This window comes from Streptomyces sp. NPDC088725, from assembly GCF_044751305.1.
GTDB lineage: Bacteria > Actinomycetota > Actinomycetes > Streptomycetales > Streptomycetaceae > Streptomyces.
Map to the genome: position 1 here is coordinate 459,404 of NZ_JBIVLO010000002.1, position 24,548 is coordinate 483,951.

General features: G+C 71.2%; 22 protein-coding genes. 15 read left to right on the top strand and 7 right to left on the bottom strand.

What is annotated here, in order from left to right; all coding sequences use genetic code 11:
- The first annotated feature begins 66 nt into the window (after positions 1-66).
- The 3 genes from panB (at position 67) to ACIP6N_RS05935 (ending at position 3,011) form a co-directional block, all read left to right on the top strand.
- Positions 67-942 carry a 3-methyl-2-oxobutanoate hydroxymethyltransferase gene (gene panB / locus ACIP6N_RS05925; RefSeq protein ID WP_401813209.1) on the top strand — a complete coding sequence of 292 codons (876 nt, stop codon included), beginning with the start codon at positions 67-69 and terminating at the stop codon, positions 940-942.
- A gap of 168 nt (positions 943-1,110) precedes the next feature.
- Positions 1,111-2,160: an ATP-binding cassette domain-containing protein gene (locus ACIP6N_RS05930; RefSeq protein ID WP_401813210.1), complete on the top strand. Its 1,050-nt coding sequence runs from the start codon at positions 1,111-1,113 to the stop codon at positions 2,158-2,160.
- On the top strand, positions 2,157-3,011 hold the full coding sequence (locus ACIP6N_RS05935) for an ABC transporter permease (RefSeq protein WP_401813212.1): 855 nt from the start codon (positions 2,157-2,159) through the stop codon (positions 3,009-3,011). The genes ACIP6N_RS05930 and ACIP6N_RS05935 overlap by 4 nt, the downstream gene beginning before the upstream one ends.
- A 49-nt stretch (positions 3,012-3,060) precedes the next feature.
- On the opposite strand, the gene ACIP6N_RS05940 is transcribed toward ACIP6N_RS05935, so the two are convergent.
- A complete protein-coding gene (locus ACIP6N_RS05940) occupies positions 3,061-6,528 on the bottom strand; it encodes an AfsR/SARP family transcriptional regulator (protein WP_401813213.1) in 3,468 nt (1,155 codons plus the stop codon).
- Between the two features lie 134 nt (positions 6,529-6,662).
- Here ACIP6N_RS05940 and ACIP6N_RS05945 point away from each other — a divergent pair, with 134 nt between their 5' ends.
- The gene (locus ACIP6N_RS05945) at positions 6,663-7,466 is read left to right on the top strand and encodes a site-2 protease family protein (RefSeq protein ID WP_401813214.1); all 804 of its coding nucleotides are present in this window, start codon (positions 6,663-6,665) and stop codon (positions 7,464-7,466) included.
- Between the two features lie 6 nt (positions 7,467-7,472).
- Here the strand turns inward: ACIP6N_RS05945 and ACIP6N_RS05950 are convergent, their stop codons facing one another.
- Both ACIP6N_RS05950 and npdG read right to left on the bottom strand, forming a co-directional pair.
- Positions 7,473-7,655, bottom strand: coding sequence for a hypothetical protein (locus ACIP6N_RS05950; RefSeq protein WP_401813215.1), 183 nt, complete (start codon positions 7,653-7,655; stop codon positions 7,473-7,475).
- A 132-nt stretch (positions 7,656-7,787) separates the two neighbouring features.
- Positions 7,788-8,501: an NADPH-dependent F420 reductase gene (npdG, locus tag ACIP6N_RS05955; protein WP_401813217.1), complete on the bottom strand. Its 714-nt coding sequence runs from the start codon at positions 8,499-8,501 to the stop codon at positions 7,788-7,790.
- A 128-nt stretch (positions 8,502-8,629) separates the two neighbouring features.
- On the opposite strand from npdG, the gene ACIP6N_RS05960 reads away from it, so the two are divergent.
- Both ACIP6N_RS05960 and ACIP6N_RS05965 read left to right on the top strand, forming a co-directional pair.
- Positions 8,630-9,241, top strand: coding sequence for a hypothetical protein (locus ACIP6N_RS05960; protein ID WP_401813219.1), 612 nt, complete (start codon positions 8,630-8,632; stop codon positions 9,239-9,241).
- Between the two features lie 88 nt (positions 9,242-9,329).
- Positions 9,330-10,697: an MFS transporter gene (locus ACIP6N_RS05965; protein WP_401813221.1), complete on the top strand. Its 1,368-nt coding sequence runs from the start codon at positions 9,330-9,332 to the stop codon at positions 10,695-10,697.
- Positions 10,698-10,753: 56 nt separating this feature from the next.
- Here ACIP6N_RS05965 and ACIP6N_RS05970 read toward each other — a convergent pair whose 3' ends face one another.
- The gene (locus tag ACIP6N_RS05970) at positions 10,754-10,990 is read right to left on the bottom strand and encodes a hypothetical protein (protein WP_401813222.1); all 237 of its coding nucleotides are present in this window, start codon (positions 10,988-10,990) and stop codon (positions 10,754-10,756) included.
- Between the two features lie 91 nt (positions 10,991-11,081).
- Here ACIP6N_RS05970 and map point away from each other — a divergent pair, with 91 nt between their 5' ends.
- Both map and ACIP6N_RS05980 read left to right on the top strand, forming a co-directional pair.
- Positions 11,082-11,939 carry a type I methionyl aminopeptidase gene (gene map, locus ACIP6N_RS05975; RefSeq protein WP_401813223.1) on the top strand — a complete coding sequence of 286 codons (858 nt, stop codon included), beginning with the start codon at positions 11,082-11,084 and terminating at the stop codon, positions 11,937-11,939.
- Positions 11,940-12,088: 149 nt separating this feature from the next.
- The gene (locus tag ACIP6N_RS05980) at positions 12,089-12,754 is read left to right on the top strand and encodes a heme oxygenase (biliverdin-producing) (RefSeq protein ID WP_401813224.1); all 666 of its coding nucleotides are present in this window, start codon (positions 12,089-12,091) and stop codon (positions 12,752-12,754) included.
- A 96-nt stretch (positions 12,755-12,850) separates the two neighbouring features.
- On the opposite strand, the gene ACIP6N_RS05985 is transcribed toward ACIP6N_RS05980, so the two are convergent.
- The 3 genes from ACIP6N_RS05985 to ACIP6N_RS05995 form a co-directional block, all read right to left on the bottom strand.
- Positions 12,851-13,504 carry a PhzF family phenazine biosynthesis protein gene (locus ACIP6N_RS05985; protein ID WP_401813226.1) on the bottom strand — a complete coding sequence of 218 codons (654 nt, stop codon included), beginning with the start codon at positions 13,502-13,504 and terminating at the stop codon, positions 12,851-12,853.
- Positions 13,505-13,601: 97 nt separating this feature from the next.
- Entirely contained in the window at positions 13,602-15,293 is a 1,692-nt protein-coding gene (locus ACIP6N_RS05990; RefSeq protein ID WP_401813227.1) for an HtaA domain-containing protein, read from the bottom strand.
- A gap of 133 nt (positions 15,294-15,426) precedes the next feature.
- On the bottom strand, positions 15,427-16,866 hold the full coding sequence (locus ACIP6N_RS05995; RefSeq protein ID WP_401813229.1) for an HtaA domain-containing protein: 1,440 nt from the start codon (positions 16,864-16,866) through the stop codon (positions 15,427-15,429).
- Positions 16,867-17,085: 219 nt separating this feature from the next.
- On the opposite strand from ACIP6N_RS05995, the gene ACIP6N_RS06000 reads away from it, so the two are divergent.
- The 7 genes from ACIP6N_RS06000 to ACIP6N_RS06030 all read left to right on the top strand — a co-directional run bounded on the left by ACIP6N_RS06000 (position 17,086) and on the right by ACIP6N_RS06030 (position 24,548).
- Entirely contained in the window at positions 17,086-18,117 is a 1,032-nt protein-coding gene (locus ACIP6N_RS06000; protein WP_401813230.1) for a hemin ABC transporter substrate-binding protein, read from the top strand.
- Position 18,118: 1 nt separating this feature from the next.
- Positions 18,119-19,231, top strand: coding sequence for a FecCD family ABC transporter permease (locus tag ACIP6N_RS06005; protein WP_401813232.1), 1,113 nt, complete (start codon positions 18,119-18,121; stop codon positions 19,229-19,231).
- Positions 19,228-20,076: a heme ABC transporter ATP-binding protein gene (locus tag ACIP6N_RS06010; protein WP_401813234.1), complete on the top strand. Its 849-nt coding sequence runs from the start codon at positions 19,228-19,230 to the stop codon at positions 20,074-20,076. The genes ACIP6N_RS06005 and ACIP6N_RS06010 overlap by 4 nt, the downstream gene beginning before the upstream one ends.
- A gap of 155 nt (positions 20,077-20,231) precedes the next feature.
- Complete coding sequence (gene efeO, locus ACIP6N_RS06015; RefSeq protein ID WP_401813235.1) at positions 20,232-21,377, top strand: iron uptake system protein EfeO; 1,146 nt, start codon at positions 20,232-20,234, stop codon at positions 21,375-21,377.
- Between the two features lie 13 nt (positions 21,378-21,390).
- Entirely contained in the window at positions 21,391-22,641 is a 1,251-nt protein-coding gene (efeB, locus tag ACIP6N_RS06020; RefSeq protein WP_401813237.1) for an iron uptake transporter deferrochelatase/peroxidase subunit, read from the top strand.
- A 76-nt stretch (positions 22,642-22,717) separates the two neighbouring features.
- Positions 22,718-23,692, top strand: a complete 975-nt coding sequence (gene efeU, locus ACIP6N_RS06025) for an iron uptake transporter permease EfeU (protein WP_401813239.1) — start codon at positions 22,718-22,720, stop codon at positions 23,690-23,692.
- Entirely contained in the window at positions 23,613-24,548 is a 936-nt protein-coding gene (locus ACIP6N_RS06030) for a hypothetical protein (RefSeq protein WP_401813512.1), read from the top strand. Before efeU ends, ACIP6N_RS06030 begins: the two co-directional genes overlap by 80 nt.

Sequence of the window (24,548 nt, forward strand, 5' to 3'; positions counted from 1 at the left end):
TGCCACCATGGACGTGGTCCGGGGACGCCGTCAGGGCGCCTCGAGATGACGAGAGGTCCGTTGGCCATGACGCTTCAGGCCGCCCAGAACAACGCGCCGGGACGCCCCGCCGACAGCGCCAAGGCGCTGTACGGAGGCAAGAGTTCCCGCCGCATCACCGTCCATGACATCGCCGCCGCCAAGGAGCGCGGCGAGAAGTGGCCGATGCTCACCGCCTACGACGCGATGACCGCGTCCGTCTTCGACGAGGCCGGTATCCCCGTGATGCTCGTCGGCGACTCCATGGGCAACGTCCACCTGGGGTACGAGACCACCGTGCCCGTCACGATGGACGAGATGACGATGCTCTCCGCCGCCGTCGTACGGGGCACCAGGCGCGCCCTGATCGTCGCCGACCTCCCGTTCGGCGCGTACCAGGAGGGCCCGGTGCAGGCGCTGCGCAGCGCCATGCGCCTGGTCAAGGACGCGGGCGTCGGCGCGGTCAAGCTGGAGGGCGGCGAGCGCTCGCACGGCCAGATCGACATGCTCGTACGGGCCGGCATCCCGGTGATGGCGCACATCGGCCTCACCCCGCAGTCCGTCAACACGCTCGGCTACCGGGTACAGGGCCGCGGCGAGGAGGCAGCCCAGCAACTGCTGCGCGACGCCAAGGCCGTGCAGGACGCGGGCGCGTTCGCGGTCGTGCTGGAACTGGTTCCGGCCGAACTGGCCGCCGAGGTCACCCGCGTGCTGCACATCCCGACCATCGGCATCGGCGCGGGACCGGACACCGACGCGCAGGTGCTCGTGTACACGGACATGGTCGGCCTGACAGGCGGCAAGGTGCCGCGCTTCACCAAGCAGTACGTGAACCTCCGCGAGACGCTGGGCGACGCGGCGAGGTCCTTCGCCGACGAGGTCGTGGGCGGAACGTTCCCGCAGGAAGAGCACACGTTCCACTAGGGCGTGTCCGCAGGCCACGACCTGCCCCTTCAGAGCCACCACCGGCACCAACGACAGCCCGCCGATCTTCCCCCGTCGGCGGGCTGTCGGCTGTCGCGGGCGACAGTCGGAGATATATCGCTGGACTGTCGGTAGCCTGTCGGCGCGTTGTCGGTGGCGGCTGGTCTCATGTACGGCATGACGCGAATCGACAAGAACCCCAACGGCGCCCGCTCGGGCAACGCCGTCGAGGTACGGGGGCTGGTCAAGCACTACGGCACGACCAAAGCCCTGGACGGAGTGGACCTCGATGTGCGCGAGGGCACCGTCCTCGGAGTGCTCGGGCCGAACGGCGCGGGCAAGACCACTCTCGTACGTATCCTCTCCACGCTCGTCCAGCCGGACGCCGGGACCGCGAAGGTCGCCGGGTACGACGTACTGACCCAGCCCCGGCAGCTGCGCCGCACGATAGGTCTGACCGGCCAGTACGCGTCGGTCGACGAGAAGCTGTCCGGCTGGGAGAACCTGTACATGATCGGGCGGCTCCTCGATCTGTCCCGCAAGGACGCCCGCAGCCGCTCCGACGAACTGCTGGAGCGCTTCTCCCTCACCGAGGCCGCCAAGAAGGCCGCGATGCACTACTCCGGCGGCATGCGGCGCAGGCTCGACCTCGCCGCCTCGATGATCGGCCGGCCCGCCGTCCTCTACCTGGACGAGCCGACGACCGGGCTCGACCCCCGTACCCGTAACGAGGTGTGGGACGAGGTGCAGAGCATGGTCGCCGAGGGCGCGACCGTGCTGCTCACCACGCAGTACATGGAAGAGGCCGAAAAGCTGGCGAACGAGCTGACGATCATCGACCGCGGCCGGATCATCGCCGGCGGCGGTGTGGACGAGCTGAAGGCGAGGATCGGCGGCCGTACGCTCCAGGTCCGGCCCACGGACCCGGCCCAACTGCCCGCGATGGCACGGGCGCTGGCCGAGACGGGACTCGACGGGGTGTCGGGCGCGACGGCCGTGCCCGACGAGGGACTGCTGTACGTACCGATCCTCAGCGACCAGCAACTCACCTCGGTCATCGGACTGCTGGGCGAGCGCGGCTTCTCCGTCGCGCACATAGGAACCCATCTGCCCAGTCTGGACGAGGTGTTCCTCGCCATCACCGGCAAGAAGACGAGCACGGATCCGGACACCGGTACCGGATCCGGTTCCCACACCCCCGAGGAGGTCGCAGCATGAGCACGACCACGCTTCCCGCGTCAGCGCCCACCCGCGCGCCCGCGCCCGCTCCCTCCCCCTCGGGCGAGGGCCGGATCGGAATGCGCGCCAACCTCCGGCACATCGGCGCGCTGGTCCGGCGCAATGTGCTCCAGATCAAGCAGGACCCGGAGTCGATGTTCGACGTCCTGCTGATGCCGGTCATCTTCACGCTGCTGTTCGTGTACGTCTTCGGCGGCTCCGTGGGCGCGAGCCTCGGCGGCGGCCGGGACGACTACGTGAACTACGTGGTGCCCGGCCTGATGGCGATGATGGGCATGAACATCGCCATGGCGGTCGGTTCCGGGGTCAACGACGACTTCCGCAAGGGCGTCATGGACCGGTTCCGTACGATGCCGATCGCGCGGTCCTCCGTACTGATCGCGAAGATCGTGGTCGAGATGGGCCGCATGCTCGTCGCCAGCGCGATCCTGCTCGGCATGGGCTTCCTGCTCGGTCTCGAGGTCAAGACGTCGGTGCCCGAACTGCTCGCGGCCGTCGGTCTTTCGGTCGTCTTCGGTGCCTCGCTCATGTGGATCTTCGTCCTGGTGGGACTCACCATGAAGACGTCACAGGCGGTCCAGGGGGTGGGCATGCTCGTGCTGATGCCGCTGCAGTTCGGCTCGTCGATCTTCACCCCGCCGTCCACGATGCCCGGCTGGCTCCAGGCCTTCACCGACTACAACCCGCTCTCCAGTCTCGCGGACGCGGCGCGCGGTCTGGTCAACGGTGGGCCGGTCGCGCACTCGGTGTGGCTGACGCTCGCGTGGGCGGTGGGCATCACGGTGGTGACGGCGCCGCTCGCGGTCGCGAGGTTCCGGAAGAAGTCCTGATTCCTTCCGGGCTCGGTGCCCCGGGGCCCCGGGCGCTCGGAGCAGTGGGTCAGACGAGGGCGGCGGCCTCCTCCATCGTGAGGCCGGCGCCCTCGGCGCGTGCGGACTCGTAGGCCGCCTCACGGTCGGTCCCGCCGGTCCCGTCGCTCCCGTCGCCGGTCCCGTCGCCGCTGAAAGCCGCGCGCACCGCGTCGCCCGCGAAGCCCAGCAGTTCACGCTCTATGGGGGACGGGCGATGGCCGTCCGGCAGCAACGCCTGCGAGGCGCCGAGCAGTCGGGCCGCGTCGCGTGCGCACTCGCCGGCCCAGGTGGTCTCTTCGCCCGCGAGTCCCGCCAACGCCCAGGCCGCCGTCATCAGATGGACCGCCGGCATCTCGGGAGCGATCATCTGCGACAGCGGTGCCTGGGCGTGCTCCAGTGCCCGGCGGGACCACTCCCGCGCTTCGGCGTACCGGCCGTCCAGGCAGTCGAGCGCCGCGTGGGCGCCCTGGACGAACCCCTCGAAGAGGGCCAGCGTCTCGCCGCGGAAGTGCTCGCCCAGCTGTCGCAGATGGGACCTGGCCTCATCCGTGCGTCCGCTGCGGCCCAGCCACAGCGCGAGATACAACCGGGCGGGCACCATCGCCTCGTGCGCGACGTCCCGCTCCTGGCCGAGCACGTCCCGGAGGATCGTCTCCCCCTCCTCCGCACGACCCGCCTCGATCATGGCCATCGCCAGCCGGGTCCGCAGCAGGGCGACCTGACTCTGCGCGCCAAGACCCTCGGCGTGGCTTATGGCCGTCGCGTAGTCCTCGGCGGCGAGGGAGAACTCGCCCTGCTTCTCCCTCGCCTCGCCCCGGGCCGACAGCGCTTCCGCCATGCCCCAGGCGTCACCGACTCTCTCGTAGATCTCCAGGGCCCGGTCGGCATCCCTGCGCGCGTCGCCCGCCCACGCACCGCGGTTCGCGAGGACGTTGGCCCGCAGCTGGAGCGCGCCCGCCAACTCCCATTCGTAGCCGAACCGTTCACAGGCCAGTACGGTCTCATCGAGCAGGACGCGCAAGTCCTCCGCTTCACCGGTGATCACGACCGCGAAGAACAGGAGGGTGCCGGGATACCGGCAGGTCTGCGGCAGCCCCGCCGGGTAGACGGCGCTGACGGTGCGGAGCCGTTCCCTCTGCTGGGGGTTCGTCCACTCGTCCTGCACGTGTTCCATGGTGGCCATCTGGACCAGGACCACCTGCCGGCGCGCTTCCTTCAGCATCTCGCCGTCCATCGGCGGCGGCGCGTCCGTGCACCGCTCATGGAGCGGTGGAGCCTGCTCGGCGGGCGACGCGAAGGGGTCGGGGCCGAGGGTTCCGGCGGCGGCGGACCACTGGCGGGCGTCGGCGCGCATGTCGCGCATCTGCCAGAACCAGGCGAGCGACAGGACGAGGCAGAGCAGTTCCTGCTCGTCGCGGGCGGCGGTGGCGCGGCGCAGCGCGGTCCGCAGGTTCTCGTACTCCAGCTGGAGGCGGGCGAGTCCCTCGCGCTGGCCCGCGCCGCGCAGTTCGGCGTCGGTGGTCCTGGCCAGCTCCCGGTAGTGGACGAGATGCCGGCGCTCGGCGCCGGCCCGTTCACCGGACTCGTCCAGCCGCTGCGCCGCGTACTCGGCGACCGTCTCCAGCAGCCGGTAGCGCATGTCGCCGTCCGGTGAAGGGGCCGCGACGACAAGGGACTTGTCGATGAGCGAGCCGAGCAGGCCGGGAACGTCACCGACATCGACAGAGCCGGTCCCGGTGTCCTCCTTGGCACACACCGACTCGGCGGCGGTCAGACCGCACCCGCCGGCGAAGACGGACAGCCGCCGCAGTACCGCGCGTTCGGGGTCGTCCAGCAGGTCCCAGGACCAGTCGACCACGGCGCGCAGGGTCTGCTGGCGCGGCAGTACGGTCCTGGCTCCGCTGGTCAGCAGCCGGAAACGGTCGTCGAGCCGGTCCGCGATCTGCCGCGGGGTGAGCAACCGCAGCCGGGCCGCGGCCAGTTCGATGGCGAGCGGCAGACCGTCGAGCCGACGGCAGATCTCCGCGACGGACTCGGGATCGTCCGCGGGCCCGAAGTCCGGCCGTACGGCGCGGGCGCGCTCGGCGAAGAGGCGGTGCGCGGGGTCGGGCGGCAGCGGCTCCACGGGACGTACGACTTCACCGGGCACCCCGAGCGGTTCCCTGCTCGTCGCGAGGACCGTCAACTCGGGGCAGTTCGCCAGCAGTTCCTCGGCGAGGGTGGCTGCGGCGCCGATCACGTGCTCACAGTTGTCGAGGAGCAGGAGCATGCGGCGGCGGGCGCAGTACTCGACCAGCCGCACCAGCGGCTCACCGGCCTGCCGGTCGGCGGCGCGCAACTCCTCGGCTCCGGCACCACGCAGCACCGTCTCGCGCGCGCCGAGCGCGGTGAGTACCGCGTCGGGCACGGTGTCCGGGTCGTCGACGGGGGCGAGTTCGGCGAGCCACACCCCGTCCGGCCACGGCCCGTCAGCCCCCTGTCCCCCGGCGGCCCGCTCGGCGGCCTCCTGGGACAGCCGCGTCTTCCCGGCCCCGCCCGGTCCGAGGAGGGTGACGAGCCTGGCCCGGCCGAGATCCCCGCGAATGGCCTCGATGTCGGCCTCGCGCCCGACGAAACTGGTGAGCCGGGCGCGGAGGTTGCCGTGCGGAGTGCCGGCGCCCGCGCCGCCGCCCGCCGCGTACGGATCCGTCCCGGTCGCGCTGTCCCCGTCGCCCCCGCGGTTGCCGTCGCGGTTGCCTTCGCGGTTGCCTTCGCGGTTGCCTTCGCGGTTGCCTTCGCCGTCGTGCAGCAACTCCTCGTGCAGCGCGCGCAGTTCCAGGCCCGGGTCGGTGCCGAGACGTTCCGCCAGGACGCGGCGGACCGCGTCGTAGGCCGCCAGCGCCTCCGCCGTACGGGACGAGTCGCGCAAGGCGCGTATACGGAGGACGTGGAGGCGTTCGTCCAGCGGGAACCGGTCACAGAGCGCGGCGAGTTCCGGCAGGGACTCCTCCGCGCGGCCCAGCACGAGCGCGGCCGTCAGCCGGACCCGGCGGGCCTCCTGGCGGCGGGTCTCCCAGCGGACCGCCTCGGACGCGCGGTCCGGCAGGTCGGCCAGGGCCTGCCCGCCCCACAGCGCGAGCGCGTCGTCCAGGAGGCCGGCGGCCCTGGCCGCGTCGCCCTCCTCCAGCGCCCGCGCGCCGTCGGCCGCGAGCCGGCCGAAACGGTGCACGTCCACGTCGTCCTCGGCGGCGCACAGCCGGTACCCGCCCTCCGCCGAGGACACGGCGGCACGCCCGAGGGCCCGCCGCAGCCGTCCGACCAGCGCCTGGAGCGCGCCCACCGCGTCGGCGGGCGGATCGCCGTCCCAGACCTCGGCGACCAGCACCCGGACCGGGACGGTACGTCCGGCCCGCAGCGCGAGGACGGTGAGCAGCGCGCGCACGCGCGCGCCCCCGAGGACGACGGGGGTGCCGTCGTCGTGGAGTGCCTGCGTGGTGCCGAGGACGCGGTAGCGCATTGCCCCATTGTCCCTGTTCCCGTCAGGGGGAACCCGCCACCCACAGGAACCGTACGGCCCACGCGGTACGTTCCACCCCCGTCACCAGTACGGTCGATCCGCACAGCCCGCCGACCTCCCCGGGAGCCCCGCCCATGACCACCGCCACCAGCCGCAACAGCGATCGGCGGATCAGTCCCGTCTTTCTGGGCATCGTCGCCGTCATGGCGGTCACGGGATGGGCCGTGTGGACGGACTTCTCGGCCGCCGTCGGATTCGCCGTCTTCCTGTTCGTCACGTCCGCCTGGATCGTCTCGCTCTGTCTGCACGAGTACGCGCACGCGCGCACCGCGCTGCACAGCGGTGACATCTCCATCGGCGCGAAGGGCTATCTGACTCTCAACCCGCTCAAGTACACCCACGCGCTGCTGAGCATCGTGCTGCCGGTCGTCTTCGTGATCCTGGGCGGCATCGGCCTTCCCGGTGGCGCGGTCTTCATCGAACGGGGCCGCATCCAGGGCCGCTGGAAGCACAGCCTGATCTCGGCGGCGGGCCCGCTGACCAACGTGCTGTTCGCGGTGGTCTGCACGGCGCCGTTCTGGCTGCACGCCCTGTCCGGTGTCCCGGCGACCTTCCGCTTCGCGCTCGGCTTCCTCGCGCTGCTCCAGCTGACCGCCGCGATCCTGAACTTCGTACCGGTGCCCGGCCTCGACGGCTACGGCGTGCTGGAGCCGTGGCTCTCGTACAGGATCCGCCGCCAGGTGGAGCCGTTCGCACCGTTCGGCCTGCTCGCCGTCTTCGCGGTCCTCTTCATCCCGGGCGTGAACGAGGGCTTCTTCGACGCGATCCACTCGATCCTGCGCGCGCTCGGCGTGACGGACGTGGACACGTACTGCGGGCAGAACCTCTACCGCTTCTGGGAGGGCGCCAACCAGTTCTGCGAGACGGTCAACGGCTGACGGGTCTCAGCCGGCCGCCGCGGCCTTCTCCGCCTTCGCCTTGCGGAGGTAGTACCAGGCCATGTTGGACGTCAGTCCCACCAGCAGCACCCACACGATGCCGAGCCAGCTGCCCTGCGCGAAGGAGACCACGGCCGCCACGACGGCGAGGGCGCAGAGAACAAGGGCGTACAGAGCGAGGCGGGGCATGGTGTTCGGCTCCTGTCGGGGGCTTCTCGGACTGCGGTGGTACGCCGTCCAGTCTCCCCCACGGTCCCGTCGGCTCGGTGTGGGGCCCGTCCGGGGCTTGATTCCGGCGGCCCCGGACCCGGGCCCGGCCGGCTATACGTCGGTGGCGCGCAGGCCCGCGTGGGCCTTGTAGCGGCGGTTGACCGAGATGAGGTTGGCCACCAGGGACTCCACCTGGTGGGCGTTGCGCAGGCGGCCCGCGAAGACGCCGCGCATGCCGGGGATGCGGCCCGCGAGCGCCTGCACGATGTCGGTGTCCGCGCGCGCCTCGCCCAGGACCATCACGTCGGTGTCGATCTGCTCGGTCTCCGGGTCCTGGAGGAGCACGGCCGACAGGTGGTGGAAGGCCGCGGTCACCCGGGAGTCCGGCAGCAGGACGGCGGCCTGTTCGGCCGCGCTGCCCTCTTCCGGGGTAAGGGCGTAGGCGCCCTTCTTGTCGAAGCCGAGGGGGTTGACGCAGTCGACGACGAGCTTGCCCGCAAGCTCCTCCCTGAGGGAGGCGAGGATCGCCGCGTGGCCTTCCCACGGCACGGCGACGATGACCACGTCGCTGCGCCGCGCGCATTCCGCGTTGGCCGCGCCCTCGACGCCGTGGCCGAGTTCGGCGGCCGCCGTCTCCGCGCGCTCGGCCGCCCGGGAGCCGATGATCACTTTCTGTCCGGCGCGCCCCAGCCGGTAGGCGAGGCCGCGGCCCTGGTCGCCCGTACCGCCGAGTACGCCGACGACCAGGCCCGAGACGTCGGGGAGGTCCCAGGGATCCTTGGCGGGGGGCTTGGGCACGGTGCTGCCACTGTCCGTAGAAGTCATGGGCTTGACCCTACTGGTCGCTTCCCTCGCCGGCGGGGCCACCGCCGGGAGTCCCGCGTCGCTCTCTTTCGGGTGAGCCTCCCGCGAACGCCCGCGCCGGTGGCGGGAGCACGGCAGGATGCGGGCCCATGGATGCCGTACGCGTCGCCCTGCTGCGTGAAGTGCTCGCCGGGACGCGGTGGCCCGACGAGAGCCGCCGGTTCGCGGGGGCCCTGCGGTCCGCCGTCGTACCGCAGGGCGGTGGGCTGCTGCTGGTCGGGACCGAGCAGTACGAGCCGTGGCATCTGACCGCGCATCTGGTGGACGAGGCCGCGTGGTCCGGGCAGCCCGCGCTGAACCCCACGCTCGTACGGCACCGCGTACGGCCGGGAGACCCCGCGCATCTGGCGATCGGCCTCGGCCGGCTCGAAGCGGCGGGCCGGGGCGAGACGCTGCTCGTCGTGGCGCCCGGGAGGCCGGACGGCGCGCTGCTCGACCGCGTGCACGACGCGCGGCTGGCGGGCGCGACCGTCCTGTCGATCGACGGCGGCGACTCCGACATGCGCGGGCTGGCCCATGACGCGCTCACGGTCCAGGCCTCGGACGCGGCCCACGGTATCGACCTCGACACCGTCCAGCACCTGGTCAGCGCGGCGGCCGGGGAGAACAGCCTGCCGGCCCCGCGCGGCAGGCGCCGGTTCCGCGACCGGCTGTCCCGGCTCGCGGACCAGCTGACGGCTCCGCCGCCCGCCCGCTGGTAGCCGTTTCCCAGCGGATCCCGCTCCCGGCGAACCGTCGCCTGCGAAACAACTTGCGTGTTCCACGTATCAGGACGGAACATGGCCGCTCGTGACGAACAAGCTCCACGCGATCCTCCCGGACCTCACCCCGCTGCGCACCCTGCGTGAATTCCGGCTGCTGTGGATCCAGGGGCTCGTGACGTACTTCGGCAGCTCCATGGCCATGGTCGCGCTGCCGCTCCAGATCAAGGACCTCACCGACTCACCGTTCGCGGTGGGCGCGATGGGCGCGGTCGAGCTGGTGCCGCTGATCGTCTTCGGGCTGTACGGCGGCGCGCTGGCCGACTCCGTCGACCGCCGCAAGCTCATCCTGCTGTCGGAGGGCGGTCTCGGCCTGCTCGCCGTCGTCCTCCTGGTGAACGCGCTGCTGCCGGGCCCCGCGCTCTGGCCGCTGTACGTGGTGGCGGCCGGGGTCTCCGCGTTCGCCGGGATCCAGCGGCCCGCGATCGACTCCCTGATCGCGCGGATCGTCCCGCACGACCAGCTCACCGCGGCCGCCGCGCTGAACGCGGTCCGCTGGCAGACCGCCGCCGTCGCGGGCCCGGCGGTGGCGGGCGTGGTCGTGGCGTACGCGGGAACGGCCACGGCGTACGCGGTCACCGTCGCCGGATTCACCGCGTCGGTGGCGATGTGCCTGCGGCTGTCGCCCGCGCCGCCCTCCGACAGGGCCGAAAAACCGTCACTCCGCTCGATAGCGGAGGGCGCGCGCTACGCGTGGAGCAAGCCGGTCCTGCTCGGTACGTACGCGATCGACCTGTCCGCGATGTTCTTCGCGTACCCGATCGCGGTCTTCCCGTTCCTGGCGCAGGATCTCGACGCGCAGTGGGCGCTCGGCCTGATGTACGGGGCGATCCCGTTCGGTTCCGTCCTGGTCGGCCTGACCAGCGGCTGGGCCTCCCGGGTCCGCAGGCACGGCCGGATGGTCGCCGTCGGCGCGGCGGGCTGGGGACTCGCGATGGCCGCGTCCGGATGGATGTCGGACATCTGGCTCGTCCTGCTGTGTCTGGTGATCGCGGGCGCCGGCGACGGGCTCAGCGGCCTCGGCCGCTCCACGATCTGGAACCAGACCATCCCGGAGGAGCTGCGGGGCAGGCTCGCGGGCATAGAGGTGCTGTCGTACAGCTGCGGCCCGCAGCTCGGGCAGGTGCGCGCGGGCACGATGGCGGGCTGGACGGGCGCCCGGCCGGCGGTCTGGGGCGGCGGTCTCGCGTGCGTCGCCGCGGTGGGGGCGCTGGCCCTGGCGCTGCCGAAGCTGATGACATACGACTCCGACACCGACGAGGACGCGCGGCGCCGCCGCGCCCAGCGGGAAGCGGCGGCGGGTGCGGGGACGACCGGTGGTACGACCGCGGCCGGTACGGGGACGGCGGCCGCGGCCCCCGCGGGAGCGGGAGCCGGGGCGGAGACGGCGGCCTGACGTCCCCGTACAGCCTGAGACGCGCGTCCACAGCCTGATACGCGCATCCCGCCCCGTCAGCTCGGCGGGTTGTCGTCCTCGCCTCTCGACGCGTCGTGCCAGCGCGGGTCGTTCTCCCACTCCTGATTGCGGTCCTTCGCCGTCGCCATGGCGTGCTCGGCCTCCTGGCGCGAGGCGTACGGGCCGAAACGGTCCTTGCCCGGGCAGTCGGGGCCCTCCTCGACCGTCTTGTGCTCCAGGCAGTAGTACCACTCGCCGGGTTTACCGACCGTGTGCTTCTTGAACAAGGCCATCTTCGGCTCCTTCCTATGAGGCCAGGCTGCCCCGCCTGTGCCGGGTTGAACGCTGATCGGACTCACATGAACGCTGGTTAGACTCGCTCGCATGTCTGGCCAGTCACTGCTCGTACCAGGGGAGATCTCTCCCGTCCGCTCCGTCCCGGGAAACATCCGGCGCCCCGAGTACGTGGGGAAGCCCGCGCCCGCGCCGTACACCGGGCCCGAAGTGCAAACCACCGAGACGATCGAGCGGATGCGGATCGCGGGCCGCATCGCCGCCGACGCGCGGGAGGAAGCCGCGAAACACATCGTGCCCGGCGTGACCACGGACGAGCTGGACCGGGTCGCGCACGAGTACATGTGTGATCACGGCGCCTACCCGTCCACGCTCGGCTACCGCGGTTTCCCGAAGTCGCTCTGCTCCTCGGTGAACGAGGTGATCTGTCACGGAATCCCGGACTCGACGGTCCTGCGCGACGGCGACATCGTGAACCTCGACGTCACCGCGTACATCAACGGCGTGCACGGCGACACCAACGCCACCTACTTCTGCGGGGACGTGGACGAGGAGTCGAAGCTCCTGGTGGAGCGGACCCGCGAGTCGCTGAACCGCGCCATCAAGGCCGTCAGGCCGGGCCGCCAGATCAATGTCATCGGGCGGGTCATCGAGTCGTACGCCAAGCGGTTCGGCTACGGCGTGGTCAGGGACTTCACGGGGCACGGCATCAATTCCTCGTTCCATTCCGGGCTGATCATCCCGCATTACGACAGCCCGCACGCCACGACCGTCATCCAGCCGGGCATGACCTTCACCATCGAACCGATGCTCACGCTCGGCACGTACGAGCACGACATGTGGGACGACGGCTGGACGGTACTGACCAAGGACCGCAAGCGGACGGCCCAGTTCGAGCACACGATGGTGGTGACGGAGACAGGGGTGGAAATTCTGACGTTGCCCTGACGGTGGCGCGGGGTACGCTTTTGCCGACAGGTCGTCGGGAACAGGTTGACTTAGGTAAGCCTAAGTATCAAAATCGGACATGGCGGCAATTCCCGCTGCCATTGCCGGCATCCGCCTGCTCCCGTCCCCTTTGCTCCCGGAGGCCCGCCTTGGACGCAACCGCCACCACCACCCCCTTCTCGACGCTCATCCGCGAGGCGTCGCACGAGCAGCACGTCGAGGCGGAGACGTCGTCCTTCATGACGGACATGCTGAGCGGCAGACTGGGGGTGGACGCGTACACGCGCTACACCGAACAGCTGTGGTTCGTGTACCGCGCGCTGGAGGCGTCGGCGGAGCAGCTCGCCGGCGATCCGGTCGCCGGGCCCTTCATCCAGCGCGAGCTGCGGCGCACGCCGGAGCTGGAGCGCGACCTCACCCATCTGCGCGGCGCCGACTGGCGTGACGGCCTGGAGCCGCTGCCCGCGACCGCCGCGTACGCCGCCAGGGTCGAGGAGTGCGCGCGCACCTGGCCGGGCGGTTACGTGGCCCACCACTACACCCGCTACCTCGGAGACCTCTCCGGCGGCCAGATCATCCGCGACACGGCGGAGAAGGCCTGGGGCTTCGAGCGCAAGGGTGACGGCGTCCGCTTCTACGTCTTCGAGCAGATCTCCAACCCGGCCGCGTTCAAGCGGGGTTACCGCCAGCTGCTCGACGCGGTGGCGGCGGACGATCTGGAGAAGCAGCGGATCATCGACGAGTGCAAGCGCGCGTTCGACTTCAATGGAGCGGTCTTCCGCGAGCTGGGCGGAGAGTTCCCGCTGAGCGCGTGACGGTTCGGGCCGAGGGCGGACAGCCCGGAGCAGAGCGCTCAATGCCCTGAGGCGCAGAGGTGGTTGGGTCAACCGCCCCTGCGCCTCCCGGCGTTTTCAAGGGGCGTCGAGCAGGCGTACGCGGCCGCCTATCTCGATCTCGCCGTCGGGGCCGGGGGCCGTGAGAATCTGCGACCCGCGGCCCTGAGTGATGTTCAGGGCGCGGCCCAGCTCCGCCGTGAGCAGCAGGGCGGCCGCGCCCGTCGCCTCGTCCTCGATGATGCCGTCGTCACGGCGCGGGAAGGCGCGGGCCCTGACGCGGCCCGCCGCCTCGTCCTGCCACGCCCAGGCGTAGAGCCAGCCCTCGCCGGGCGGCGGCGCGGGCAGCGCGTCGACCTCGGCTACGGAGTCGTACTGGGTGACCGTGCGCGGCGGGGCCCATTCGGGGCGTGCGGTGATCCAGGTGAACTCGCCGTCCTGGCGCGCCCATACCTCTCCGGCGGGCGGATTCACGGCCTCCAGATCGAGCAGCCAGGCAGCGCCCACGAGCGGGTGCCCGGCGAACGGCAGCCGCAGGCCCGGCGTGTAGATGTCGACCACTCCCCGCTCGGGGTCGTCCACGAACACGGTCTCGCTGTAGCCGAGTCGGGCGGCGAGGGCCTGCCGGGCACCCTGATCGGGGTGGTCCCGGCCTTCGCGTACGACGCCGAGCGTATTGCCATGGCGGCCGTCGGCACCGCAGAAGACGCTGAGTACGTCGATGTCAGTCACGCGGGCATTCAAGCATCACACGACGAACAGCCGCACCGCCAGTCACGCGCGGTGCGGCCGTCCGTCACGGACCCCGATCAGGTCCGGTCAAGGTCGGTCAGGATTCGCTGAGCGACGTACGGCGGCGCTTGGCCGCGAAGACAACTGCCGCGCCGGCGGCGGCGATCGCGCCCGCCGCGCCGAGGAGCGCACCGGTGGGAACATCCGAGCCGGTGGAGGCGAGCGAGCCGTCGCCGAGGCCGCCGGTCGCGCCGCCGACGGTGCCACCGCCCACGGTGCCGCCCGTACCGCCGGAGCCGCCCGTGTCACCGGCGCCACCCGAACCACCCGTGCCGCCCGAACCGCCGGTGCCACCCGTGCCGTTCGAGCCGTCCGGGAGATCCGCGTCGGCGTCGAGCGAGACCGCGAGGGTCAGCTTGTCGAGCGCCGTACCCGCCGGGTACATGGCGCCGAACGCCTTGGTGCCGTCTGCCGTGAGCGTCGCGGGGACCGCGCTCAGCGTGAGAACGCCGTCCTCGGCCGTCAGGTCGGCCGCCGGGAGGTTCAGCGTGGCGAAGCTCAGCTTCTTGAACGTGGAAACCTTGCGGGTCTCCCGGTCCTTGGTGCTGACATCGGCGACGAGCGTGCCCTTGCCGCCCTTGGCCTCCACCCGGAGACCGGAGAGCGTGAGGTCCAGGACGTACTCCCCGGACTCCTCGTGGCCGAGGAAGCGGACGCTGCCGTCGAAGGCGGCGGACAGCGTCTGCGCGTCGGCGTCGAAGGTGCCCGTGCCCTTGGGGAAGCGGTACGCCTGGCCCAACTGCTCGGCGCCGTCGCCGAGTTCGATCTTGCCGTTGGCGATCGGGCCCGTCACGTACGAGCGGAAGCTCTCCTTCACACCCCAGTCGAGATTACCGTCGGCGATCGTGCCGTCCTCGGCGGCCGGGGGCGTTTCGGAGGCCGGGCTCGACGGCGTCGGAGTCGGGCTGGGGTTGGGGTTGGTGGTGGGCGCGTCGGTCGGCGCGTCGGTGGGCGCGTCGGTCGGCGCGTCGGTCGGCGCGTCGGTGGGTGCGTCGGTCGGCGCGTCGGTGGGTGCGTCGGTCGGCGTGTCCGTGGGGGCGTCGGTCGGCCCGTCGGTCGGTGTGTCAGTAGGGGCGTCCGTCGGGGGCGGGGTCGGAGCGCCGCCGACCGTCGTGTACTTGACCGACAGGGTCGCCGCGTCCAGCGCCGTGCCCTCCTTGTACATCCCGTTGAACGCCTTCGCGCCGTCGGCCGTCAGCGTGGCCGGGACGGACTTGAAGACCATCGTGCCGCCCGCGGTTTCGGGGCGGATGCCCGCGAGGTCGATCGAGGCGAGCTGGATGTCGTTCTGCGTGTCGCCGTTGAGAGTGACGTCCGCCTCGATGGCGCCGCCCGTGCCCTCGGTGACGAGCTTCACGTCGGAGACCTTGATGTCGAACCCGTGGGCGGTGGACTCGAATCGCACGCTGCCGTCGAAGTCCGTGCTCATGTTGTGCGTGCTCGGGTCGTACGAACCCGTGCCGTTGGCGAAGGTGAAGGGGCCGTTGCCGGCGGCCTGGGTCGCACCGTCGGCGGCCGTGATGGTGCCGGCGGCTATGCGCGACACGTACGTGCGGAAGGACTCCTTGAGGCCCCAGTCCAGCGTGCCGTCCGACAGTTCGAACTGCGGGGCGGCAGCGGCGGCGGGTCTGTCGGCGGCGAGCGCCGGAAGCGCGAACGCCGTGGCGCCGAGGGCGCAGGCCGTCGCGACGGCGGCGGCGAGCGTGACGGGGCGGCGGGTGGCTGCCATGGTGAATGTTCTCCTCGATGGTTCGAACGGTGGTGGGCGCCACGAGGGCGCGCGAATGCGTGGCGATGTACCGCCCGGGAAATACGGCGGGGGAAGTGCGGCGCGCGGGGCGCGAACAGCCTTGTTTTGGAAGTCAGTTGGCGCTGCGACGCCTGCGCGCGGCATACACCGCGAGTCCGGCGACGGCGAGCACGCCCGCGCCGATCGCCACGTACGTCCCGGGACCCGCGGCCGACGAGGACGACGCGTCCTGCGAGGCGAGCGGTACGGGGCTGGAGTCGGCGGCGGGCTTCGGCTGCGCCGAGGGGGTGACGGACGCGGTGTCCGTGCCCAGGTCGGGCAGCGGCGGCAGCTGCGCCTTCTTGTCGACGGCGACCGCGAGCGAGACGGGGTCCATTTCGGCACCCGCGGTGTACAGGGAGCCGAAGGTCCTGGCGCCCTGTGAAGTGAGCTTCGCGGGCGCCTCGTTGAGAGCGGCGAGACCGTTCTTCGGCGTGAAGTCCTTGGCCGTGAAGGTGATGAGGGGCACGGCCTTGCCCGTCGTGCCGGCCGAGGCGACATCGGCCGACAGGGTGCCCTTGCCGTCCTTCACCCGGACGGCGACCTTGCTCAGGGTGAGGTCGAGGTCCGTGCCGGTGAAGCGGACACTGCCCGCGAACGTGGCGTCGAGGGTCCGCTTGCCCGCGTCGTACGAGCCAGTGCCCCGGGGGAAGCGGAACAGCGCGCCGCCGTCCTGGGCACCGCCGCTCAGCGTCCACGCACCCTGGGCGATGGAGCCGGTCACGTACTCGCGGTAGGTACGGCGCACGCCCCAGTCGACGGCCGCGTCCTCGAAGCGGCCCGCCTCGCTCGCGGGCTTCTTCCCGTCGGAGTCCTTCTTCTCGCCGGGTTTCGCCCCGGGCTCCTTCTCCGGCGCCTTCGTGGGCGCCTTCGTGGGTTTCCGCGGCTCCAGGGTGTCGACGGAGAGGCTGATCGGGTCGAGCGGGGTGCCGGCCGTGTAGTAACCGGCGAAGGCGCTCGCGCCCTGTGAAGTGAGCGTCGCCGGGATGTTGTTGAGCGCGACCGGGCTCGTAGCCCCCACCATGCTGATCCCGGAGAGGCCGAGTGTCGCGAGCGGGACCTGCGAGCGGCTGGTGACCCGGCCGGAGCCCTTGGCCTTGCTGGTCATGTCGGCGTAGAGAGTGCCGCTGTTCCCCGAAACGCGCACGGTCGGGCGGCTGATGGTGAGATCCAGCTCGTAGCCGCCGCTCGTCTGCCGGTGGCCGAGGAAGTGGACCCCGCCGGAGAATCCGGCCCGGAAGGCGCCGCTGTCCGGGTCGTACGAGCCGGTGGCCGAGTGGAACCGGAACTGGCTGCCGCCGACGGTGGCCGCGCCTCCGGTGAGGCTCCAACTGCCGTTGGCTATCGGCCCGGTGACGTAGCTCTGGAACGAGGACTTGATGCCCCAGTCCAGCCTGCCGCCCTGCACCGTGCGGTCAGCGGCCCGCGCGCCGGCGGTCGGCAGCAGCAGGGCTCCCGGCAACGCTACGAGAAGCGCGGCGGCGAACGTGCGCACGGGTCTGAAGGACAGCATGAGGTCACTCCCATATCTGCGCCCCGGCACATCCGGCACCGAGCGCATCTGGCGATAAAGGTAAGGCTAACCTAAGCTATTCCCAGCTCGTACGAAACCCCTCCTCGACCACATGAACCTCAGTTACGTCTGGTACCTCTCGAACCTCGGGTACCTCTCGTAACTCTCGTAACTCTCGAACCTCAATAAGCTCCACAGAAAGACAGGAAGGTGCGCTCCGTGCGCAGATCACGCCTGACGACGGGTGCGCTCCTCTCCGCGCTCGCCCTCGCCCTGACCGCCACCGGCTGCGGCGGCGGTAACGGGAGCGCCGGAGCCGACGGCCGTACGGGAACCCCGGCGAAGGCCGCCGTGACGGCGGACGCCGACCGGGTCGAGCCCCTGGCCACCGCTCCCCGGGCGGCGTTGCCGGTCACCGTGGACTCGGCGGACGGCCACCGGGTCACCGTCACCTCGACCGAGCGGATCGTGCCGCTGACCGGTTCTCTGAGCGAGATCGTCTTCACGCTGGGCCTCGGGAAACAGGTCGTGGCCCGCGACATCACCGCCACCTTCGAACAGGCAAAGTCGCTGCCCGTCGTGACACGGGCCCACGACGTGTCCGCCGAGAGCGTGCTGTCGCTCAGGCCCACGCTCGTCCTCGCCGAGACCACCACCGGTCCTGCCGAGGCGATCGGGCAGATCAGGGACGCGGGCATCCCGCTGCTCGTGGTCGAGCCGCCGAAGGACCTCGCCGACGTCGGGACGCGCATCGACACCGTGGCCGCGGCCCTCGGCGTCAAGGCGGCGGGCACCGAACTGAGGCAGCGCACCGAGGCGCGGATCGCCGCCGTACAGAAGGACATTCCGGCGCGCGGGGACGGCGGGAAGCCCCGGGTCGCGTTCCTCTATCTGCGGGGCTCGGCCTCCGTCTATCTGCTCGGAGGCGCCGAGTCCGGGGCGAGTTCGCTGCTGGAGGCGGCCGGAGCGGTCGACGCGGGCAAGGAGTCGGGTCTGAGGAAGGACTTCACCGCGATCACGAGTGAGGCGCTCGCGAAGGCCGCGCCCGACGCGATCCTGGTGATGACCAAGGGACTTGAGTCCGTGGGCGGGACCGACGGACTGGTGGAGATCCCGGGGGTCGCGCAGACACCCGCGGGCATGGACCGCAGGGTCGTCTCGGTCGACGACGGCGTGCTGCTGAACTACGGGCCGCGCACGGACCGGGTGCTGAAGTCGCTGGTCGACCAGCTGTACGCGGACGGCAAGTGACGTGACGACGACACCCGCGACCGGCCGGACACCCGCGTCCGTCACCGCGCCCGCGCCCGCGCCGTCCGCCCCGCCCGGCAGACGGCTGCCGGGAAGCACCACCCTGCTGACCGCCGGGCTCCTCGGCGCGCTGATCGTGCTCTGCCTGCTCTCCGCCGGAATCGGCGCGTACCACATCCCCCTCGGCGACGTGGTCTCCTCCGTCCAGCACCGCGTCGGCCTCGGCGGCGCGGCCCTCGACCGGGTCGGCGAGAGCGTCCTGTGGAACGTACGGCTGCCCCGCGTGGTCCTCGCCCTGCTCGTCGGCGCCTCGCTCGGCTGCGCGGGCGCGCTGATGCAGGGCGTGTTCGGCAATCCGCTCGCCGAGCCCGGCGTCATCGGGATCTCGTCGGGCGCGGCCGTCGGCGCGGTGGCGTCGATCGCGCTGGGACTGAGCTTCTTCGGCAACTGGACGGTCACCGTCTGCGCGTTCGTCTCCGGACTCGCCACCGTCCTGCTGGTGTACACGCTGTCGCGCTCCGGCGGCCGTACGGAAGTGGTGACGCTCATCCTCACCGGTATCGCGGTGAACGCCTTCGCGGGCGCGCTGATCGGCCTGTTCATCTTCTTCGCCGACAACGCGCAGATCAGCCAGATCACCTTCTGGCAGCTCGGTTCACTGGCGCAGGCCACCTGGCCGAAGGTGCTCGCCGTACTGCCGTGCGCACTGCTCGGTCTGGCGGTAGCGCCTTTCTACGCAAGGAAGTTGGACCTCCTCGCGCTCGGCGAGCGGCCGGCACGCCACCTCGGTGTGGATGTCGAGCGGTTGCGCGTCGTCCTCGTCCTCGTCGTGGCGCTGCTGACGGCCGCCGCGGTCGCGGTCGCCGGGATCATCACGTTCGTCGGTCTGCTGGTGCCGCATCTGCTGCGGATGGCGAACGGCCCGGGGCACCGCTTCCTCGTCCCCGGCAGCGCGCTGGGCGGCGCGCTCGTCCTGGTCGCGGGCGACCTCGCGGCCCGTACGGTCGCCGCCCCGGCCGAACTGCCCCTCGGCGTACTCACCGCACTCTTCGGCAGCCCGTTCTTCTTCTGGCTGCTGCGCAGAACCCGCCGCAAGCAAGGAGGCTGGGCATGACCCTCAAGAGCCTGTTCGCCCCGCGCGCCAGGGCGCTGCCCGCGCCCCACTCCCCCGGCGACCCCGTCGCCGAGGCCCGTGGCCTCCATGTCCGGCTCGGGCAGCGGGACGTGCTGGCCGGGATCGAACTCACCGCACGCGCCGGTGAGGTGCTGGCGCTCGTCGGACCCAACGGCGCCGGCAAGTCCACCCTGCTCGCCGCGCTCGCCGCCGATCTGGACCCGGGCCAGGGAGACGTGCGGATCGGCGGGCGCTCGGCCCGAGACTGGTCCGCGCCCGAACTCGCCCTGCGCCGCTCCGTGTTGCCGCAGGCCGCCGCGCTCTCCTTCCCGTTCCCCGTCGCGGACGTCGTACGGATGGGCCGGGCGCCCTGGGCGGGCACGGTCCGGGAGGACGAGGACGAGGCGGCGGTCGCGGAGGCGATGGCGGCCACCGAGGTCACGGTCTTCGCCCCGCGCCCCTTCTCCGCGCTCTCCGGCGGCGAGCGCGCCCGGGTCGCGCTGGCCAGGGTGCTCGCCCAGCGTGCCCCGCTGCTCCTCCTGGACGAGCCGACCGCCGCGCTCGACCTGCGCCACCAGGAACTCGTCCTGCGGATCTGCCGCGAGCGCGCGGCCGCCGGGGACGCCGTGGTGGTCGTCCTGCACGACCTGGGGCTCGCCGCCGCCCACGCGGACCGGACCGCCGTGCTGCACGACGGGCGGATCGCGGCCGAGGGCCCGCCCGCCGAGGTCTTTCGCGACGAGCTTCTCAGCCGGGTCTACCGGCAGCCCGTCGAGGTCTTCCCGCACCCCAGGACCGGGGCGCCGCTCGTCGTGCCGAAACGGGCCCGTTTGACCGCCACTTGACCTGTACGCAAGACGGCGTTCACGCTGTCGTGACCAGATCGTGTCCAAGCGGGCAGATGAGATCCGGGTCACAGGACGAATGACCACAAGGCAGGTAAGCCTACGTTAAGTTAGGTCCGCCTCACTTCCATCCGTCGTCCATCGTGGAGCCCCGCATGCGAGCTGTCCGCCTCTCCGTCGTCACCGCCGTCGCCGCGGTGGCCGCTCTGACCGCCGTTACGGGCTGCGCCGAGAAGACCGACGCCAAGACCGGCGGCCACGACGCGATCAAGGTCACCGCGAAGGACGACTCCTGCGAGGTCTCGAAGAAGGAGTTCCCCGCGGGCCATGTGGAACTGGCCGTGGAGAACAAGGGCAGCCGGGTCACCGAGGTGGAACTCCTCTTCCCCGACGACCGGATCGTGACCGAGCGCGAGAACCTGGGCCCCGGCACCTCCGCCAAGATCACCGCCGAGGTGAAGGCGGGCGCGTACGAGATCGCCTGCGTCCCCGGCATGAAGGGGCAGGGCGTCCGCCAGAAGGTCACCGTCACCGGCGGCAAGGCCGCCACCCGCAGCCCGGAGATGGACGCCGCGGTCGCCGGGTACCGGAAGTACGTGCAGGAGCAGGCGGACGCGACGCTGCCGAAGGTGAAGGTGTTCACGGACGCCGTGCGCGCCGGTGATCTGGAGGCGGCCAGGAAGGCGTTCGCGCCGTCCCGTCTCGGCTGGGAGCGCACCGAGCCGGTCGCGGAGTCCTTCGGTGACATCGACCCCAAGGTCGACGTCCGCGCCGACGGCCTGGAGGACGGCCAGAAGTGGACCGGCTGGCACCGCCTGGAGAAGGAACTCTGGCAGGACAAGAAGCTCGGCTCCGACGCGACCGCGCTCGCCGACCAGCTGGACAAGGACCTCGCCGACTGGCAGCAGCGGGTCGGCAAGGCGGAGATCACGCCGACCTCCATGGCCAACGGCGCCAAGGAGCTGCTGGACGAGGTCGCCACCGGCAAGGTCACCGGCGAGGAAGACCGTTACAGCCACACCGACCTGGCGGACTTCAAGGGCAACGTCGAGGGCGCGCAGCAGGCGTTCGAGCTGCTGAAGCCGATCGCGTCGAAGAACGACCCCGCGCTGACGGGTGAGTTGGACAAGCAGTTCACCGCGATCAACGCGCTGCTCGACAAGTACCGCGAAGGCGGCGCGGACTCTTACGCGTTCATCTCGTACGAGAAGGTCACCAAGGAGCAGCGCAAGGAGCTGTCCGACGGTGTGAACGCGCTGGCCGAGCCGCTGTCCAAGCTCGCCGCGGCCGTGGTCAAGTAGTCGGGGGCTCTCCATGGACGATCAGGCCAACTCCTCCTCCCCTTCCCGCCGTTCGGTCATCGGATGGGGAGGCGCCGGGCTCGCGGCCGGTGCCGTGGGCGCGGGCGGCGCCGTCGCGCTGCTGCACGACGGTGACACCTCCGGGGCGTCTTCCGGCGAGGCGGGCTCCGCGGTCCCCTTCCACGGCGCCCATCAGGCCGGTATCGCCACCGCCGTGCAGGACCGGTTGCACTTCGCCGCGTTCGACGTGACGACGAAGGACCGTGCGGAACTGGTCCGGTTGCTGAAGGACTGGACGCGCGCCGCCGAGCGGATGACGGCGGGCCACACCGTCGGCGAGGGCGCGTACGGCGGTCTCGACGTGGCTCCGCCGGACGACACGGGCGAGGCGCTGGGCCTGCCGCCGTCGCGGCTCACCCTCACCGTCGGGTTCGGCCCCTCGCTCTTCGCCAAGGGCCGCTTCGGCCTGGAGAGCGGCCGTCCCGCCGCTCTGGTCGAGCTGCCGAAGTTCCCCGGTGACAACCTCGACCCGGCGCGCAGCGGTGGCGACCTGTGCGTCCAGGCGTGTGCCGACGACCCGCAGGTCGCCGTGCACGCCATCCGCAATCTGGCCAGGATCGGCTTCGGGAAGGTCGCGATCCGCTGGTCGCAGCTCGGTTTCGGCAAGACGTCGTCCACGACGCCCGGCGCGCAGACCCCGCGCAACCTCTTCGGTTTCAAGGACGGCACCAGCAATGTGGCCGGTACGGACACCGCGTCTCTCGACCGGCACGTGTGGGTGCCCGAGCAGGACGGCGCCGGCTGGATGACGGGCGGCTCCTACCTGGTGGCCCGCCGGATCTCGATGCGGATCGAGACCTGGGACCGTGCCTCGCTGCAGGACCAGCAGGAAATCTTCGGCCGCGACAAGGGCGAGGGCGCGCCGCTCGGCAAGAAGCACGAGCACGATCCGCCCAACCTCAGGGCGCTGCCGCCGGCTTCGCATGTGCGCCTCGCGCATCCCGACTCCAACGGCGGGGCCGTACTGCTGCGGCGCGGCTACTCCTTCACGGACGGGACCGACGGGCTCGGCCGTCTCGACGCGGGCTTGTTCTTCCTGGCCTACCAGCGAGACGTGCGGGACGGGTTCATCCCCGTACAGAAGCAGCTGGCGCGCGCCGACGCGCTCAACGAGTACATCCAGCACGTGGGTTCGGCGGTCTTCGCGATTCCGCCAGGTGTCCGGGACGCGGACGACTGGTGGGGCCGGGCGCTGTTCTCGTGAATCTCCCACCCTCCCGGTCTCCCGTACGACCGCGTTCCCACGTCCCTGTGTCCCCTGAGCGGAAAGGCCACCCGGCATGTTCGGCAACTATCTGATCGGCCTGCGCGAGGGCCTCGAGGCCAGTCTGGTCGTCTGCATTCTCATCGCGTATCTGGTGAAGACCGGTCGGCGCGACGCGCTGCGGCCGATCTGGATCGGTATCGGCATCGCGATCGCCATCGCGCTCTCTTTCGGCTTCGGGCTCGAATACGGCTCGCAGGAGATGACGTTCAAGGCGCAGGAGGCGCTGGGCGGTTCGCTGTCGATCGTCGCGGTGGGGCTCGTGACGTGGATGGTCTTCTGGATGCGGCGCACGGCTCGTCATCTGAAGAAGGAGCTGCACGGAAAGCTCGACGCCGCGCTCCAGATGGGGACCGGCGCGCTGGTCGCGACGGCGTTCCTGGCGGTGGGCCGGGAGGGCCTGGAGACGGCACTGTTCGTCTGGGCGTCGGTGCGCGCCTCGCAGGACGGTACGCACGCGCCCCTGATCGGGGTGCTGTTGGGCATCGCGACCGCCGTGGTGCTGGGATGGCTGTTCTACCGGGGCGCCGTCAGGATCAACCTCGCGAAGTTCTTCACCTGGACCGGCGGCATGCTGGTGATCGTCGCCGCGGGTGTACTGGCGTACGGGGTCCACGACTTGCAGGAGGCGAACCTGCTGCCGGGCCTCACGAGGACGGCCTTCGACATCAGTTCCACGATTCCGCCGGACAGTTGGTACGGGACGCTGCTGAAGGGCGTCTTCAACTTCCAGCCGGATCCGACGGTCTTCCAGTCCGTTGTGTGGGTGGTGTATCTGGTCCCGACGCTCGCGCTGTTCCTCGCCCCGGTAGGGTTCGGACGGTCAGCGGGCGGTGGGGTCTCAGAGCAGAAGGCGACCGATGAGAAGGCCGGTTCGGGCGATTCGGGTGGCGGCAGGTCTGGCGGCAGTGATGGTGCTGTCGCTGGCGACCAGCGGGTGCGTGACGGTGCACGGGGAGCTGGCGGTCGTACCGTCGGCGAGCCGGAGTGAGGCGGCGCAGGCCCTGAAGGAGTTCACCGACGCGTACAACGCGTCGGACAAGGCGTACGACGCGAAGCTGGACGCGGGACGGGTCACGGGCGCTTTCGGGGCGATAAACCAGGCCGGGCTGACCTCGCGCGCGGTCACCAGCCCGAACGGCAACCCGGGACACCAGGACCTCGAACTGACCGACGCCAAGTTCACCATCCCCAAGAAGGCGGGCTGGCCGCGGTGGTTCGTCGCGGACACCGACAGCAACCGTGACGCGGAGAGCGGCCCCGGGGACAACACCTGGCTGCTGGTCTTCGTACGGAACGGACCCGAAGAGGCATGGAAGGTCGCCTACCTGACGATCGTCTCGCCCCGCTCGGTCCCGGAGTTCAAGACGGACAACGACGGCTGGGCGCAGGCGGTTTCACCGGACAGCGACGCGCTGGCGGTGGCGCCGGAGGATCTGAGTACGGAGTACGCCTCGTATCTCAAGACCGGCGAGCCGGCCCACTTCGCGCCGGGTCCGCACACGGACGCCTGGCGCGCGAGCCGGGAGAAGGACGCGCGGCGGCCCGGTCTCACCACGCAGTACATCGACCAGCCGGTGAGCGACGGCGACTTCGCGCCGCTGGCGCTCGCCACGAAGGACGGCGGCGCGATGGCCTTTTTCGCCACACGCTTCTTCGACCGTCAGACGGCCGCGAAGGGCTACCGGCCCAAGGTGGACCCGGACGTGCGGGCGCTGCTGACCGGCGAGGTGAAGAACACCCTCACGCGTGAGTGGGTGTCGAGCCAGACGGTGGTGGTACCGGCCCCGGGCAAGGTCGCCGTCGTGGGCCGGCTGCAGGGCGTGGTCGCGGCGAAGGGCTCGTAG